This is a genomic window from Rhodococcus sp. BP-261 (genome assembly GCF_019835205.1).
In the GTDB taxonomy this organism is placed as follows: Bacteria; Actinomycetota; Actinomycetes; order Mycobacteriales; family Mycobacteriaceae; genus Rhodococcoides; species Rhodococcoides kyotonensis_B.
Window position 1 is genome coordinate 13,255 of record NZ_JABUCO010000026.1, and the last position, 16,295, is coordinate 29,549.

At 65.1% G+C, this 16,295-nt stretch carries 17 protein-coding genes; 6 read left to right on the forward strand and 11 right to left on the reverse strand.

Annotated elements, in window-relative coordinates:
* Window positions 1-3 precede the first annotated feature (3 nt).
* Window positions 4-897, reverse strand: a complete 894-nt coding sequence (locus tag HQ354_RS21575; protein ID WP_167675542.1) for a DUF5996 family protein — start codon at window positions 895-897, stop codon at window positions 4-6.
* Between the two features lie 39 nt (window positions 898-936).
* On the reverse strand, window positions 937-2,205 hold the full coding sequence (locus HQ354_RS21580; protein ID WP_222635561.1) for an NADH:flavin oxidoreductase/NADH oxidase family protein: 1,269 nt from the start codon (window positions 2,203-2,205) through the stop codon (window positions 937-939).
* A 94-nt stretch (window positions 2,206-2,299) separates the two neighbouring features.
* Here HQ354_RS21580 and HQ354_RS21585 point away from each other — a divergent pair, with 94 nt between their 5' ends.
* From HQ354_RS21585 to HQ354_RS21595, 3 genes are read left to right on the forward strand one after another with little or no spacing between them, the layout of a single operon-like run.
* Window positions 2,300-2,884 (forward strand): helix-turn-helix domain-containing protein, encoded by a 585-nt coding sequence (locus HQ354_RS21585; protein ID WP_308115266.1) that lies wholly within the window; start codon window positions 2,300-2,302, stop codon window positions 2,882-2,884.
* A 26-nt stretch (window positions 2,885-2,910) separates the two neighbouring features.
* On the forward strand, window positions 2,911-4,491 hold the full coding sequence (locus HQ354_RS21590) for an MFS transporter (protein ID WP_222635560.1): 1,581 nt from the start codon (window positions 2,911-2,913) through the stop codon (window positions 4,489-4,491).
* Window positions 4,492-4,505: 14 nt separating this feature from the next.
* Window positions 4,506-6,617 carry a thiamine pyrophosphate-dependent enzyme gene (locus HQ354_RS21595; RefSeq protein WP_222635559.1) on the forward strand — a complete coding sequence of 704 codons (2,112 nt, stop codon included), beginning with the start codon at window positions 4,506-4,508 and terminating at the stop codon, window positions 6,615-6,617.
* Here the strand turns inward: HQ354_RS21595 and HQ354_RS21600 are convergent.
* The 8 genes from HQ354_RS21600 to HQ354_RS21635 form a co-directional block, all read right to left on the reverse strand.
* On the reverse strand, window positions 6,601-7,035 hold the full coding sequence (locus HQ354_RS21600; RefSeq protein ID WP_222635558.1) for a GNAT family N-acetyltransferase: 435 nt from the start codon (window positions 7,033-7,035) through the stop codon (window positions 6,601-6,603). The two genes, HQ354_RS21595 and HQ354_RS21600, sit on opposite strands and share 17 nt — an antisense overlap.
* A gap of 26 nt (window positions 7,036-7,061) precedes the next feature.
* A complete protein-coding gene (locus tag HQ354_RS21605) occupies window positions 7,062-7,691 on the reverse strand; it encodes a TetR/AcrR family transcriptional regulator (RefSeq protein ID WP_114331361.1) in 630 nt (209 codons plus the stop codon).
* A gap of 11 nt (window positions 7,692-7,702) precedes the next feature.
* Window positions 7,703-7,888, reverse strand: a complete 186-nt coding sequence (locus tag HQ354_RS21610) for a rubredoxin (RefSeq protein WP_068425148.1) — start codon at window positions 7,886-7,888, stop codon at window positions 7,703-7,705.
* A gap of 1 nt (window position 7,889) precedes the next feature.
* Complete coding sequence (locus HQ354_RS21615) at window positions 7,890-8,057, reverse strand: rubredoxin (RefSeq protein WP_114331360.1); 168 nt, start codon at window positions 8,055-8,057, stop codon at window positions 7,890-7,892.
* A gap of 2 nt (window positions 8,058-8,059) precedes the next feature.
* Window positions 8,060-9,283 (reverse strand): alkane 1-monooxygenase, encoded by a 1,224-nt coding sequence (locus HQ354_RS21620; RefSeq protein ID WP_222635557.1) that lies wholly within the window; start codon window positions 9,281-9,283, stop codon window positions 8,060-8,062.
* A gap of 174 nt (window positions 9,284-9,457) precedes the next feature.
* Window positions 9,458-10,963: a tripartite tricarboxylate transporter permease gene (locus tag HQ354_RS21625; RefSeq protein ID WP_222635556.1), complete on the reverse strand. Its 1,506-nt coding sequence runs from the start codon at window positions 10,961-10,963 to the stop codon at window positions 9,458-9,460.
* A 16-nt stretch (window positions 10,964-10,979) separates the two neighbouring features.
* Window positions 10,980-11,510 (reverse strand): tripartite tricarboxylate transporter TctB family protein, encoded by a 531-nt coding sequence (locus HQ354_RS21630; RefSeq protein WP_222635555.1) that lies wholly within the window; start codon window positions 11,508-11,510, stop codon window positions 10,980-10,982.
* Entirely contained in the window at window positions 11,507-12,514 is a 1,008-nt protein-coding gene (locus HQ354_RS21635) for a tripartite tricarboxylate transporter substrate binding protein (protein ID WP_222635554.1), read from the reverse strand. The genes HQ354_RS21630 and HQ354_RS21635 overlap by 4 nt, the downstream gene beginning before the upstream one ends.
* Before the next feature lie 110 nt (window positions 12,515-12,624).
* On the opposite strand from HQ354_RS21635, the gene HQ354_RS21640 reads away from it, so the two are divergent.
* From HQ354_RS21640 to HQ354_RS21650, 3 genes are all read left to right on the forward strand, one after another.
* Window positions 12,625-13,038, forward strand: a complete 414-nt coding sequence (locus HQ354_RS21640) for a universal stress protein (protein WP_222635553.1) — start codon at window positions 12,625-12,627, stop codon at window positions 13,036-13,038.
* A 115-nt stretch (window positions 13,039-13,153) separates the two neighbouring features.
* Window positions 13,154-14,563 carry a hemolysin family protein gene (locus HQ354_RS21645; protein ID WP_222635552.1) on the forward strand — a complete coding sequence of 470 codons (1,410 nt, stop codon included), beginning with the start codon at window positions 13,154-13,156 and terminating at the stop codon, window positions 14,561-14,563.
* Complete coding sequence (locus HQ354_RS21650; protein WP_068425123.1) at window positions 14,560-15,564, forward strand: hemolysin family protein; 1,005 nt, start codon at window positions 14,560-14,562, stop codon at window positions 15,562-15,564. The genes HQ354_RS21645 and HQ354_RS21650 overlap by 4 nt, the downstream gene beginning before the upstream one ends.
* A gap of 268 nt (window positions 15,565-15,832) precedes the next feature.
* On the opposite strand, the gene HQ354_RS21655 is transcribed toward HQ354_RS21650, so the two are convergent.
* A complete protein-coding gene (locus HQ354_RS21655; protein WP_068425120.1) occupies window positions 15,833-16,294 on the reverse strand; it encodes a MarR family winged helix-turn-helix transcriptional regulator in 462 nt (153 codons plus the stop codon).
* Window position 16,295: the final 1 nt, after the last annotated feature.

Consider the following 16,295-nt stretch of genomic DNA (forward strand, 5'->3'; position numbering starts at 1 on the left):
GAATCACGAAGAGGGCCACCCGGCCGTCTCCACCGCGGCGCGGTAGGTCTGCTCGAGAAAAGCCCGAAGCATGGCGTCGGGATCGGGTGCCTGCCGGACGAGGTGATACGGCAGTACCCACTCGCCGAGTGCGGAGTCCCACCGGGCCGGTGCCTCGACGGCCGGGTGCGTGTCGTACCCCTCCGGGTGGGGGTACGCGTACGAGTAGAAGACACCCTCCTCGTCGCCGCCCGGCCAGTATCCCGAGCTCGACACCTCGGCGCTGTATGCCTCGTGCATCACCCAGTCGGGGCAGTTGGGGATTCCGCCCGGGTGTGTGGGTGCGGGACGGCCGGAGAAGCGGGTGACCGCGAGATCGAAAGCGCCCCAGAAGAAGTGCGACGGACTCGATTTGCCGCGGAACTCACCCCGGAACCGTGAGAAGACTCGGTCTGCGCTGACCAGCGAGTGCCAGAACGTCGACATCGCCTCCGCGTCGTACGAGCAGTGGGTGGTGTCCTCGGCGAACGGAACGGCATGGGGTAGTTCGACGGGCGTTCCGACAATTCGAACATCGAGACCGAGCTCGCGAAGGTGGCGGGTGTACTCGTCGTGGAAATCGGCCACGGTCCGCGGAGCGAGCGCCATCCGACGGCTCGTACCGTCCGTCAGCTGGAACAGGAGTTCGTGGTTCAGGAAGTCGAACTTGATCTCGAGCCCGCGATCTCCCGCGGGCATGAGCGACGTCGTCAGTCCCGAGCCGTCCACGTACAGCGTCACACCCCACCAATGGTTCACCGCAGGCCCGAGCGCCATGCGGGTCTTTCCGACGATCTGCGTCCACAGGTGAACGGTGTCCCGAGTGTCGATCCAGGAATCGACGGGGAGCGACGGCCATGCCTCGTATCGGTTGGTCATGCGGTCGATCGTCCCCCGGCTCGGCGAAAAATGCACGGCCTATGTGGCGCTGCGCCTGCTGCGGAACGCGTCGACTCCGTTGCGTTCGATCATCGTGGCGGCGGTGCGCCAGGCCGGGCGCGTCGGATCCGGGTCGTCGCCGCGCCCGAGAATGTGGAGTTGGTCGGTGTGCCATTGCAGATCGAGTGCGCCGTCGAGCGCTTTCAGCGCGCGAACTTTCGCCAGCGCGCGAGGGAGCCCGAGGCTGATGCGCGGCGCGTCGAGACGCTCGACGCGCTCGTCCACGAGTTGCCGGCCGGCATCGGGGACGACGGTGGTGGGCCGACCGAGTCCGATCACATCGCAATCGCCCTCTACGACAGCGTGGTTCATCGCCTTCCTGGTGCGGAATCCGCCGGTCACGGCGAGCGGGACGTCGCCGGCCGCCTGCCTGACCTCCCGCGCGTATTCCAGGAAGTAGGCCTCGCGCGCCGCGGTGCTGGCGGCGACCGTCGCACGGCCCATCATGGCGGGTGATTCGTAACTGCCACCGCTGATCTCGATGAGGTCGATACGTTCACCGGCCAGATGTTCGACGGTCTCTCGCGACTCCTCCTCGGTGAACCCGCCGCGTTGGAAATCCGCCGAATTCAGCTTGATGCCGACGGCGAAACCGGGCGACACCGCGGCGCGGATGGCACGTACGACCTCGAGCACGAAACGCATTCTGCCGTCCAGGTTTCCGCCCCAGCGGTCCTCCCGGCGATTGGACAGCGGGGAAAGGAACTGCGAGACGAGATAGCCGTGCGCACCGTGAATTTGGACGCCGTCGAAACCGGCGGCTTCGGCGACCGATGCCGCAGTCGCGAATCTGTCGACGATGTCCAGAATCTCGGACTCGGTCAGCGCCCGAGGAGCAGGCAGTCCGGGAACTCCCGACGCCACCGCCGACGGCGCGACCGGTTTCGCCTTCGTGGCCAGCGGATTCGCTTGACGCCCCGGGTGGTTGAGTTGCATCCAGATGGGCGAGCCGCCGTCCTTCGTGGCCTTGGCCCACGTGGTGAGCCCGTCCAGGTCCCGATCGTCCTCGATGACGACGTTGCCCGGTTCGCCGAGGTGGGTGCGGTCGACCATGACGTTGCCGGTGATCACCAGACCGAACCCGCCCGTTCCCCAGCGGGTGTAGAGGCGTGTCAGCCGGTCGTCCGGCGCGTGACTCGGCGTCCCGAGGCCTTCGCTCAACGCAGCCTTCATCAGGCGATTCGGCAGTACCTGACCGCATGCGAGCGTGAGCGGTGAGCCGAGCCGATGTGGGTCGTCGATCGTCATGACTCTCTCCCGGGGTCTCGCATCTTCTATGCTGGACGACATAGCTTGCCGCCGACATTAAACGTTACCGGCGGTTACGTCAATGGGAGGGTGTGTGGCCAAGAGGTCGACGCGAGACGACATGCTGCGCAGCGCGGCCCAGTTGTTCCGAGAGCGCGGGATCGAAGCGACGTCGCTCTTGGACGTCGTCGAACATGCAGGCGCGCCGCGGGGGTCCATCTACCACCATTTCCCCGGTGGCAAGCCGCAGTTGGTGGAGGAGGCGACGCGCACCGCTGGCGTGCTGATGGGGTCGATGATCTCAGCCGGGCTCGCCGAGCGCGGACCTGTCGCGACGCTGCGGGCGTTGATCTCCGGCTTCCGCGACGAGCTCACGGCAACCGACTTCGCCGCCGGCTGTCCGGTCGCCCCTGCGGCGCTCGACGGGGTCAATGCTCCGGCGGCCGTCGCGGCGGCGGGCGAGAGTTTCGAGTTCTGGGAGGACACGATCGCGGCGGCTCTGTGGCAGCGAGGAGTCGAACGAGAGCGTGCCCGCGGCATGGCGACGATGTCGATCGCCGCCGTCGAGGGGGCGCTTCTCGTCGCGAAAGCCCAGCGCAGCACGCGCGCACTCGACCGTGTCGAGACCGAGACAGTTCGATGGGTGGAGCACTCCCTGCCCGACCATCCATTGCTATAACCCTCGGTTACAGATAACTTCGCGTTATGCACCCCGTCATAATCGGCGCCCGTCGCCGCTATCTAGCCCTCGCCGTGATCTGCGCGGCCGAGCTGTTGGTCGTGCTCGACAACACCGTCGTCAACGTCGCGCTCCCGTCGATGGGTCTCGAGATGCGCGCGAGCATCGGCGGCCTGCAATGGGTCGTCGACGCCTACACCCTCACGTTCGCGGGTCTTCTGCTCGCATTCGGCCACCTCGGCGACCGTTACGGCAGGCGCAGGGTCATGACGGTGGGACTGGCAGGCATCGCCGTCATGTCCATCGGCGGGGCGCTCGCCGCGGACCTCGGTCAAGTCGTCGCGGCCAGGGCAGCGATGGGAGTGTGTGCGGCGGCGGTGTTTCCGGCGACGCTCGCGCTCATCATCAACATGTTCTCCGACGCCCGCGAGCGGGCTCTCGCCATCGCCGCGTGGACCGCGATGGCCGGCTTCGCCATCGCGATCGGGCCCACCGCGGGAGGCTTTCTGCTCGAACACTTCTCGTGGCATTCGGTGTTCTGGATCAATGTGCCGGTCGCGCTCGTCGTACTGCTGGCCGCGTTGGCCTGCGTTCCCGAATCGAAGGCGTCGCACGTCGGGAAGTTCGACCCGCTGGGTATCGCGCTGTCGCTGGTCGGCATCACGTCGCTCGTGTGGGGCATCATCGAGGCCCCGCACCAGGGCTGGCTCTCCACGACGAGTGTGACCGCCTACGTGATCGGGGTCCTGTGCGTCGGCGCGTTCGTGTGGTGGGAGCTGCGGGCGCCGTCGCCGGTTCTCGACATGAGTCTGTTCCGCATTCGGCGATTCTCGTTGCCCGCGTCGGCAATCGCGGTCGCCTACTTCAGCATGTTCGGCTTTCTGTTCATGATCACCCAGTACTTCCAGGGTGTCCGGGAGATGACCCCACTCGAATTCGGTGTCCACTCGCTGCCGTTCGCGGCGTCGATCGGTGTCGGTGCGCCCGTCGCCACGCTGATCGCGAAACGCATCGGTACCACCGCCGTCATCGCGTTCGGCATGGTCGTGATGAGCGCAGGAATGTTCATCGCAGGTCAGGTGAAGGTCGAAACACCGTATGTCGGACCGGTACTGCTCTCCATGGTGCTGATGGGTCTCGGGCTCGCGATCGTGCAGGGTCCCGCGACGGAGTCGATCATGTCGTCGGTGTCGCTCGACGAAGCAGGCGCCGGATCCGCCGTCAACGACACGACCCGAGAAGTCGGGGGCACACTCGGCGTCGCCGTACTCGGGTCCATCGTCGCCTCGATCTACACCGACCGGGTCGCGCCGAGGATCGACGCCATTCCCGACACGGTCATGGAGCCGTACCAGAAGGCGTTCGCCCGTGAAACTGTCGTCAGCGTCCTCGAGATCGTCAAGGCGCCGACCAGTTCGATCTTCGCCACGCAGAAGGCCGACCTGGTGTACGCGATGAAAGCGGCGTCACTCGAGGGGTTTCAGCTCGCGTCGTACGTGACGGTGTCGGCGTCGTTGGCGTGCGCTCTCGCCGTGGCGATCTTTCTGCCGTGGAAACCTGACCGCGGAGAGGGAGTGCTCCTTTCCTGGCGACGGTCGGCCGCATGAGCGCATAATGCACCATGGCCGAGGCGATCGACGAGTACTTCCTGGAGCACGTCGGGGCGCGTTCCAGCAGACGGTCGCTGGGTTCGCTGACGCCGGAACGAGCTCTCGAGCTGTTCGACGCGCAGCTCGGCAGTCGCCATCTCGACCTCGCGGCCCGGTGGCTCCGCTCCGAGAGTAAGGGGTACTACACGATCGGCTCGTCCGGGCACGAGGGCAACGCTGCCGTCGCGGGTGCGCTCGGAGTCACCGATCCTGCACTGCTGCACTATCGTTCGGGCGCATTCTTCCTCGAACGGGCACGACAGGGCGGCGGCAGCGATCCGATCCGAGACGTGTTGCTCGGGCTGGTCGCGGCGGTCGACGAACCGATCTCCGGTGGCAGACACAAGGTGTTCGGCCGCGCCGACCTCGCGGTGATTCCGCAGACGTCGACCATCGCGTCGCACCTGCCGCGTGCCGTCGGAGTCGCGTTCTCGACGGTGCGTGCCCGCAAACTGGGTGTCCCGTGTCCGTGGCCTGGCGACGCGGTGACCGCGTGTAGTTTCGGGGACGCGTCGGCCAACCATTCGACAGCACTGGGTGCTTTCAACACCGCCGTGCACTCGGCGTATCAGGGAGTGCCGTTGCCCATCCTCTTCGTCTGCGAGGACAACGGACTCGGCATCAGCGTGCCGACCCCGGCTGGGTGGATCGCGTCGAACTTCTCGTCCCGGCCTGGACTCGACTACGTCCACGCCGACGGCAGTGACCTCGTCGACACCTACGAGAAATCGATCGCCGCCGTCGATCGTGTTCGACGCAGGCGCCGTCCGGTGTTCCTGCACATCGACACGGTCAGGCTGATGGGGCATGCCGGGTCCGACGTCGAGTCGTCGTACCGCAGTCGACGGGACATCACCGCGGACTACGCGCGAGACCCTGTGTTGCAGACGGCGAGGACGCTGATCGACAGCGGCGTGCTGACCGCGTCCGACGCCGTCGCACTGTACGAGGAGAAGCGTGCGGAGGTGATGGACACGGCCCGTGACGTCGCCGACGCGTCCCAGCTCGCGACGGCCGACGCCGTCATGGCGCCGCTCGCGTACAGGGCTGTCGCATCGTCCGACGCGATCGACCTTCCCGCCGAATCGACTCTCGCGCAGGCGATCAACGCTTCTCTACGACGCATTCTCGACCGGTACCCGCAGGCAGTACTGTTCGGCGAGGACGTCGCACGCAAAGGCGGCGTGTACGGGGTCACGCGTGGGCTGTTGTCCGCGGCGGGTTCGGCCCGGGTGTTCGACACCGTGCTCGACGAGCAATCGATCCTCGGACTGGCCGCGGGCGCGGGGGTGTCCGGGCTCCTGCCGATCGCGGAGATCCAGTACCTCGCGTACCTGCACAATGCTGCCGACCAGATCCGCGGTGAGGCGGCGACGCTGCAGTTCTTCTCGAACGGCCAGTATCGAAACCCCATGATCGTCCGTATCGCCGGATACGGGTACCAGAAGGGTTTCGGCGGTCACTTCCACAACGACAATGCCGTTGCGGCACTGCGGGATATCCCCGGGATCGTCGTAGCGTCACCCGCGCGGGGTGACGACGCCGCAGCCATGCTCGACGCGTGTGCGTCGGCTGCCGTCGAGCAGGGGGCGGTCTGTGTGTTTCTCGAACCCATCGCGCTGTACCACACACGGGACCTCTACGAGGACGGCGACGACGGCTGGCTGTCCGGTGGACGCGTCGAGGCAGCAACGATCGGACGTGCCCGGGTGTACGGCGAGGGTGGGGACCTCACGATCATCACGTTCGGTAATGGGGTTCCGATGAGTCTTCGCGCGGCGCAGCGACTTTCGCAGCAGGGCGTGCATGCTCGCGTCGTCGACATGCGCTGGCTCGCACCGCTTCCGGTGGACGACGTCGTCGCACAGGCGTCGGCGACATCGTGCGTGCTGGTCGTCGACGAGACCAGGCGATCCGGTGGAGTCGGCGAGGGCGTGATCGCCGCGCTCGTCGACGCGGGCTACACGGGGAAGTTGGCCCGCATCGCCAGCGAGAACAGTTTCATCCCGCTCGGCGACGCGGCGCTGCACGTCCTGGTGTCCCAGGATCGGATCGTCGACGCCGCCGTCAGCGTGCTGTCCTGAGCATCGGGAGGTGCATGATGCCGTCCTCGTCGTAATCCGGGCCGGACCGCACGAATCCGAAACCGCCGTACCACGTTTCGAGCTGGACCTGCGCGCCGATGACGATGTCCTGGCCTTCCGCGTGTTCGATCGCGGCGCGCATCAACTGGGCGCTCAGTCCACGTCCACGCGCGTCGACGGCGGTGCACACGCGGCCGATCCGAGTTTCTCCGTCGCGGCGGAGCAACCGCAGTGTCGACAGCACACGTCCGTCGTCCTCGTGCCAGAAGTGCACGGTGTCCGGGTGTTCGTCGGCGCCGTCGAGTTCGGGGTACGCGCAGTTCTGTTCCACGACGAACACGTCGACTCGCAGCTTGCAGAGGGAGTAGACGATGTGTCCGCTGAGGTCCGAGAAAGGTGCGTGGTGGAGCTGACTCATGGTGTCACTCTCGCACACCGGGTTCTTCAGGCCGTGCCCTGGACCTTGTCGACGAACGGCGTGAGCAGCGACGCCATGTCGGCTGCGACGTCGGCCGAATTCGTGGGGGGCATCGAGATGTAGCTGAGGGCGAGCCTGACGACCGCTCGACCCAGCACGTCCGCGTTGTGCTGCGACACGCGCATCCAACTGCGCTGGAACGTCTCCGCAAGCCGAAAAGCCGCGTGCTCGATCAGGATTCCGCTCTCGGTGGTGACGAGTCGCAGCAAGTCCGGCGGTGGGTCGTCGGTGAGCATCGACAGCACCAGCGGGTCCTTCGCGCTGCGACCGAAGAATTCGGTGAACGACACGTACAGGGTTCGGAGACCGTCGCCTTCGTTGGAGTAGACGGCGTCGTCGACCGCGGACACGAACGCGTCCGTCAGGCGCAGTGCGTACCCCTGCGCCAGACCCTTCCTCGTCCCGAACTCCTTGTACAGGGTCTGCCTGCTGATGCCGGCGGCTTTCGCGACGTCGGCCATGTTGACCGTCGACCACGTTCGTTCGAGAAGCAGATCGTGGAGGCTGTCGAGAATGGTGGAACGCATCAGGTTCGTTGCCGCGTTCTTGTACGGGCTGACCGGATGTGTCGTCACAGCGGCCAGTCTAGCGATCATCTTCGCTCCCGTTACGGTCTGCTGATCTCGACCATGAAGAAGTCGGCTTTCGCTGCGCCGCAGTCCGGGCAGCTCCAGTCGTCGGGAATGTCCTCCCAACGAGTGCCCGGTTCGATGCCGTCCTCCGGCCAGCCGAGCTCTTCGTCGTACTCGAATCCGCATTGAATGCACTGGTAGAGCTTGAAATCGGTGTTCATCTCAGCCTGCTTTCTGTTCGAAGTCGATCTTCTCCCGTACCCCACAGTCGGGGCACGGCCAGTCGTCGGGAATCTCGGACCATCCGGTTCCGGCCGGAAAGCCCTCTCGCGGTGCGCCTGTCGTCTCGTCGTACACGTAGGCGCAGACCGGGCATTCGTATTTCGCCATCGTCACGCGTCCGCCCCGTAGCGGGCGAGGATCTTCTCGCGCTTGCTCGGCTGGATGTTCACGGACTCGATGTCGCCGCGATAGTGTTCCAACACCCTGTGATCCATGACCTTGCGCCAGATCGGAGGGAAGTAGGCGAGCGAGATCATGCTCGCGTACCCGCTGGGAAGGTTCGGAGCGCCGTCCATGCTGCGCAGCGTCTGATAGCGCCGGGTGGGATTGGCGTGGTGATCACTGTGTCGCTGAAGGTGATACAGGAAGATGTTGGTGACGATGTGGTCGGAGTTCCAGCTGTGTGCAGGTGCGCAGCGTTCGTATCGACCGGATGCGGTCTTGGCGCGGAGCAGTCCGTAGTGCTCGAGGTAGTTCACCGTCTCGAGCAGCGAGAAGCCGTACACCGCTTGCAGTACCAGGAACGGCAGGATGCCGACGCCGAACACGGCCGTGAGCGTTCCGAAGAGTACGAGTGACATCAGCCAGGCGTTGAGTACGTCGTTACGAATGTTCCACGTGGACTTGCCGAGTCGGTTCATCCGAGTCTTCTCGAGCGCCCAGGACGACTTCAAGCTGCCCCAGACGCTGCGAGGAAGGAACTGCCAGAACGTCTCACCGAAGCGCGCACTCGCCGGGTCCTCGGGCGTCGCGACGCGTACGTGGTGGCCGCGATTGTGTTCGATGTAGAAGTGGCCGTAGAAGGTCTGTGCCAGAGTCACTTTCGACAGCCATCGCTCGAGACTGTCCTTCTTGTGGCCCATTTCGTGCGCGGTGTTGATGCCGACGCCACCCATGACGCCGATGCTGAACGCGAGCCCGATCTTCGAGATCACGCTCAATCCGCCCTCCATGCCGAGCCAGCTCAGGTTGTCGGCCGTCCAGAGGTAGCACGCGACGACCAGGCTGGTGAGCTGGAACGGAATGTAGACGTACGTGCAGTAGCGGTAGTACTTGTCGTTCTCCAGTTGCTCCATCACGTCGTCGGGCGGGTTCTGCCCGTCGGGGCCGAAGAACAGGTCGAGTACCGGAAGGAGTCCGTAGACGAGGATCGGGCCGATCCACCAGAAGACCGGTGACACGGCGGTCCAGCCGAGCCCGTTGAACGCCCAGACCAAGGCGACCGCCATGAGGACTGCCGTGGGCGGAACGAGGCCCATGAGCCACAGGTAGCGCTTCTTGTCGTGCCATTCCTCTACCGGGGCTTCCGGCTGTGGGCTCGTGTGAGTCGCCATGACGAGAGTCCTCCTCGGACCATCCGTTGAGTGGTGTGAGTCACTGCAAGGATGACAATACTCCGAAATTGTCCACTGTCTAGACAAAAACTTAAATTTGTCCACGGGTGAAACGACTCGTGCGCGGCAATGTACAGCCCGCTGTACATTGCCGCGCACGTGTGCCGGAGGCGCCTAGAAGTCGGCTTTCGCCCGAGCGCGTACCTTGCCCACGATCGTGAAGACGATCGCGATGGCCATCAACGAGTAAAGGACGATGGTGATCGCACTGCTGACGAGAACGGTCGGATCGCCTTCGCTGACGGCGAGTGCGCGGCGTAGCGAGTCCTCGGCGAGCGGGCCGAGGATGACGGCGATCATCACCGGCGCGAGGGGGATGCCGTAGCGACGCATCATGAACCCGAGAACGCCGAGTCCGAGCATGAACATCAGATCCACTATCGACGCGCTCGTCGCGTAGACGCCGAGGGCGGCGAACACGGAGATGCCCGCGTACAGGTAGTTCTTCGGGATCTTCAGCAGCTTCGCCCACAGCGGCGCGAACGGCAGGTTGAGGATCAACAGCACGACCATCGCGACGAACAGGCTGGCCAGTAGTGCCCAGACGATCTCACCGCTACGGTCGAACAACAGTGGTCCTGGCTGCATTCCGTACTGCTGAAATGCGGCGAGAAGGATCGCAGCGGTTGCCGACGTCGGCAGGCCGAGCGCGAGTAGTGCACCCATCGCGGTACCGGCGGTGGCGTTGCCCGCGGCTTCCGGGCCGGCGACACCCTTGATCGCGCCTTTACCGAACATCGGATTCTTACGGCGGCGGTCGAGTCGACGCTCGGTACCGTAGGCGAGGAAGCTCGGAACCTCGGCCCCACCCGCCGGAATCACGCCGAACGGGACGCCGAATGCCGTGCCGCGCAACCAGGCAGGCATCGCCTCACGAAACTCGGAGCGGCTCAGGAACGGGCGCCCGCCGGACGGGATCAACGAGTTGTCCTCCGGTCGACCGATCTTGGAAGCGACGTGGATGACTTCACCGAGTGCCAGCATCGCGACGGTGATGACGACGATGTGAATGCCGTCGAACATCGCGGGTACCTCGAACGTGAATCGCGATGCCCCGGAGGGGCCGTCGATACCGATGACGGCCAGTGTGAGGCCGATCAACAGGGCCGTCAGACCCTTCAGCGCAGAGTCGGACACGACGGCCGATGTCGCGATGAAGGCGAACACCGCAAGCGCGAAGTACTCGGCAGGACCGAAATTCGTCGCGAGCGATGCGAGCGTCGGAGCGAAGAACACAACGAGCGTGGTCGCGACGATTCCGCCGATGAACGCGCCGATCGCCGACGTCGCCAATGCCTGCGGGGCCCGACCGCTCTTGGCCATGCGATGGCCTTCGAAGGTGCCTGCAATGGCCGTCGAGTTACCGGGGGTGTTCATCAGAATGCCGGCGATCGAGTCGCCGAAGAGTCCACCGAAGTAGACACCGGCGAACATGATCAACGCTGCGGTGGGATCGAGGGTGAACGTGACCGGAAGGAGAAGTGCGACGGCCATGGCAGAGCCAAGGCCGGGCAGCACACCGACGGCGGTGCCGAGAACGGCTCCCACGAGAACCCAGACGAGGTTCATCGGCGTCAGCGCCGTACCGAACCCGTCGAGGAGATTGCTCAACGAATCCATCAGAAGATCAGCTCCATCAGAACACCTGGGCCAGTAGGCCGCCGGGCAAGGTCAGGCCGAGACCGGCCGAGAAGGCAATTTGAACCGCGGAGGACACCAGCAGGGCAATTGCTCCGTCGAACACATAACGGCGAGAACCCAATCCGATGGAGACACCCCAGAAGAGCAGCGCCCCCGCGAGAACCCAGCCGAGCGGGTCGAGCAGGGCGATGAACAGGGCGACCGACCCGACCGTGATTCCGAGGGTGCGCCAATTGCTCACCGGGCCCGACACCGGGCGCCCGTCGTCGTCGACACCACGCTCGACCACCTCGGGACGTAGCAGAATCTGCAGTGCGACCAGCGCGGCGACCACGAAACATCCACCCGCCACGATCGCCGGAAAGACCTGTGGCCCCGGTGACGTGGCCGTGGGGGGAACCTCCATCGTCACCGTGCCGTAGACGAGGAACAGCCCGAGTGCGACGAGCAGCGCGGGGACGACCAGTCCGCTCCGGCCGGTCCAGAAACTGCGTCGGGCGTCCGTGGTGGTTTCGACGGCGGTCATACCAACCCCAATTCTCGGAGGATGTCGGTGATGCGAGTCTGCTCGACCTCGAGGAACTCGCCGAACTCGTCTCCGGTCTGGAACGATTCCTTCCACCTGTTGCGCGCGACCGCGGTCATCCACTGTTCGGTCTCGTGCATCTCGGTGGCGATGTCGACGAGCGTGTCACGGTCCTCGTCCGAAATGCCGGGCGGCGCAACGATTCCACGCCAGTTCACGAGGTCCACGTCGTATCCGAGTTCGACGAAGGTGTCGACGTCGATACCCTCCACGGGCTCGGGAGCGGCGACGGCGAGCGCGCGGACGTTTCCGGCCTCGATCTGGTCGCGGAAATCGTTGTATCCGCTGACTGCGACGCCGACGGTGTTGGACAGGAGGGACGTGAGTACTTCGCCGCCACCGGAGTAGGCGATGTAGTTGATCGCCGCAGGGTCGATGTCCGCTTCCTGCGCGAGTTGGCCGGCGACGATGTGGTCGATGCCGCCGAGCGAACCGCCGCCGATGGGGAGTCCGCCCGGATTGGCGCGCCACGCCGCGATCATGTCGTCGATGGTCTGGTACGGCGAATCCTTGGGGACGACGAAGACCTCGAAGTCCTCCGCGAACTTCGCGATCGGCACGGTATCGGCCAACGTCGTGTCGGAGTTGTTGATAGCGATACCGCCGAGCATCACGGTGCCGGTCACCATGACAGTGGTCGACTGACCGCGGAGACCTTCGAGTTGGCTCAGGCCGATCGTGCCACCGGCACCGGGGACGTTCACCACCTGCGCGTTGTTGACGATGCCGTCGCTCCGGAGTGCCTGCTGCGCCTCACGGGCGACCAGATCCCAGCCTCCACCTGCGGCAGCAGGAGCGATCAACGTCAGTTTTGCTCGTGCGTCCGAACCGGTGCCGCTGCGGGCCGCATCGATTCCGGCGACTGTCACCGCCGCTGCGACGGCAACTGCAAGTAGAGACTTGGACAGAGTGGGCGAGAACCCCGCGAGTGATTTTCTGGTCACTCCGCGGGCTCCGCTCCTGGAGAGCCTTTCGTGTGATGTGTCACAGCGACACAGTAGATACGCTTTGTCCGAATAGTCCAATCAGCAACAACTCGGGAAGCGGAGACAACATGGCGGTAGCTGTAGTGGCAAGCGATTCACCCGAGGGCCGCGAGGCGCTCGTCCGTGCAGTCGAGGAAGCAACACTCAGAGGCGAGGAACTCGTCGTCCTGGCCGTCGTCGATTCCAACACCGTGTCCGAAGAAGACAGGGAGGCAACGACTCTCGCGACGAAACAGATCCTCGAATCGCGCGGACTCGCGGACGCGACATTGTCCGTGCGCGTCGAACCCGATGCGGGCGATCCGGCAGGTGCGATCGTGGATCTCGTCGCCGACGTCGGCGCGTCGCTGCTGGTGATCGGGTCTCGGCGACGCTCGGCCGTCGGGAAGTTCCTGATGGGCAGCACGGTGCAGCGTGTCCTCCTCGACAGCCCTGTGCCCGTTCTCGTCGTGAAATCTCCCGACGGCGTCGGCACCCGCTAGAATCGGACATCACCGCCGAAACCCCCACAAACAGAGGATTCATGGACAGCGATAAACCCGGGCCGGACACGGCCCCACGCACTATGTCGACTAGTTGCGAGGCGGTGTCCGGCGAATGAGTGTGATTCTCACTCTCTTGCTCGGCGTCCTCGTCGTCTTCCTGATCACCGTCGCCACGGGTTACTTCGTGGCTCAGGAATTCGCATACATGACCGTGGACCGCTCCCGGCTGAAGGCTCGCGCCGAGGCCGGCGACGCAGGTGCCCGTCGCACATTGCAAGTCACCAAACGCACGTCGTTCATGCTGTCGGGTGCCCAGTTGGGCATCACCGTGACCGGCCTGCTGGTCGGTTACGTGGCCGAACCACTCATCGGGCAGTCGCTCGGAACCATGTTCGGCGGGATCGGAATTCCGACGGCCGTCGGCGTGGGTATCGGTGCGGTCGCAGCGCTGCTCTTCTCCACGTTCGTGCAGATGCTGTTCGGTGAACTGTTCCCGAAGAACTTCGCCATCGCGCGCCCCGAACCTGTCGCCAGGTGGTTGTCGTTGTCGACGACCGTCTACCTGAAGCTGTTCGGTTGGCTCATCACGATCTTCGATCACGCGTCGAATCTGCTTCTCCGCTCGCTCAAGATCGAGCCGGTGCACGACGTCGAACATTCGGCGACGCCGCGCGACCTCGAGCACATCGTCGCCGAGTCCAAGGATTCGGGCGATCTGCCCGACGAGCTGTCCGATCTGCTCGATCGGATTCTCGACTTCCCGACGCGCACCGTGGAACATGCGATGATTCCGCGCTCGCGTGCGGCGACGGTGCGTGCCACCGATTCGCTCGCCGAGGTGAAAACGCTGATGGGGCAGGAGCATTCGCGTTACCCCGTCCTCGACGAGGACGACGGCATCCTCGGTGTCGTACACCTGCAGGACATCCTGGCGGTCACCGATCGTCCCGAGGCGGAGATCGCCGAGTTCGTGCGTCCCGCGCTGATCCTTCCGGAGACACAGGCGCTGCCGAACGCGGTCGTCGAACTCCGCACGTCGAAGAACCAACTTGCCTGTGTCATCGACGAATACGGCGGTCTCACCGGCGTCATCACCATCGAGGATCTCGCCGAGGAACTCGTCGGAGAGATCACCGACGAGCACGACGAGGACGAGATCGACACGACGCCCGTCGCGGGTGAGGACGGCACGTGGACGATGGCGGGCGAGATCCACATCGACGAGGTCGAGCGGTCCATCGACCACGACCTGCCTGCCGGTGACTACGAGACCATCGCCGGATTCGTCATCGCGCACCACGGTTCGCTGCCCGACGTCGGGACGCGAATCGAAGTCGATCTGCCCGCCGAATCGGAGGATCTGATCGCCGACGACGACGAGATCCCGGAGAGGTTCGTGTCGGTCGAGGTGCTCGAGATCGACAACTACGTACCGTCGTCCGTGCGACTCGAACTCGGACAACGGGAACGCACCGACGCCGACGACCGCACGGACAGAACAGAAATGGACAACCACCGATGAGCAATCCCTGGGTCGTTCTCGCGGTCACCGTCGGGCTCATCGCGGCCAGTGCGTTCTTCGTCGCCGTCGAGTTCGCGTTGCTCGCGGCGAAGCGTCACCGTCTCGAGGACGCGGCTCCGAACAGCAGATCCGCGCGTGCCGCACTGCGCAGTGCGAGTGAGTTGACGGTTCTTCTCGCCGGCTCGCAGCTCGGAATCACGTTGTGCACGTTGGCACTCGGCGCGACGACGAAGCCCGCAGTCCACTACGCGCTGACACCGCTGTTCGAATCGTGGGGCGTCCCGTACTGGGTCGCGGACGTTGCAGGGTTCGTGCTGGCGTTGATCATCGTGACGTTCCTGCACCTGGTCGTCGGCGAGATGGCGCCGAAGTCGTGGGCCATCGCGCACCCGGAGAAGTCCGCCACGATGCTGGCGATCCCGATGCGTGGGTTCATGTTCCTGACCAGGCCCGTCATCGTTGCGATGAACGAGATGGCGAACTGGCTGCTTCGACGCGTCGGCGTCGAGCCGTCCGGTCAGGTGGCGTCGGGTCAGAATCCCGACGACCTGCGCCAGCTCGTCGAACACTCGGTCAACGTCGGTGCACTCGACGCCAGCTACTCCGTCCAGATCGCGGGAGCACTGGAGCTGCAGAACCTGGTGGTCGGAGATCTTCTTCGCACGCACGGGGTTCCGATCTCGGTCGAATCCACCGCGACGCTCGACGACGTTCGAGCAGCCTCGCGGGAGTCGGGCCACCTACGCATCCTGGTGCGTGACGGGGAAACCGTCAGTGGCGTCGTCCATGTGCGCGACACGCTCGCCGACGACGTCGGCCTGGCGGACGTGACGCGTCCGGTGTTCACGCTCGCGGTCGATACACCCGTCTACGTCGCGCTCGCGTCGATGCGCGAGACGAGCAGCCACCTCGCACTCGTCGTCGACGGTGACCGCACGGTCGGGGTGGTCACGCTCTCGGACGTGCTGTCGAGACTGCTGCCGACACCTGCACTGGCCTAGCCGAAGCCCGGACGAACAGGGCCCGGACAACAGGGGCCGAACACGAACGCGCGAGGGTCGCACCGAAACGTTTCGGTGCGACCCTCGCGTCGGCCGTGCTATCGGTGCGTCAGAAGGGATTGACGACGAGCAACGTTGCCCAGTACGTCGCCGCGTCGGATCCGAGGTGGGGGAGAAGCGCGTCGTACAGCAGGTAGGACATCATCGAAGCTCATTACTCCTGTGGTCATGGCCGACGGACGATGCCGCCGAAAGGGGTGTGTCCGAATCATGTTCCACCAGAACGGTCGGAAAGGTCAACGGTGTCCGCCGAATCCGGACGCCGAGCCAGTTTCCAGAGGATGGGCGCGGCGAGGTGCAGGACGTCCCGCTCGAGTCCCGTCAGCTCTTCGTTCATCGCGTCGGCGAGCCAGCGGTCGCGCTGCTGACGATCGGCGGCGACGAGTTCGGTGCCCTTGTCGGTGATGCGGATCAGCAGACGGCGTCGGTCACCCGGGTCCGGCGTGCGGGTGACCAGGTCCTCGGCTTCCAGAGCGTTGAGGTTGCTCGTCAACGACTGAATGCGGACTCCCTGCAGAGCCGCGAGGTCGACGGGGGCGCTCGACCCACCACTGCGTTCGACGTCGCCGAGGATCTGCATCTGACTCGGTGTCAGATAGTGCTTCGGGCGTTGCCTGCGCAACCGCCGTGTCAATGCGAGCATCGCCTCCCGTAGCTCCGTTGCGCTCATG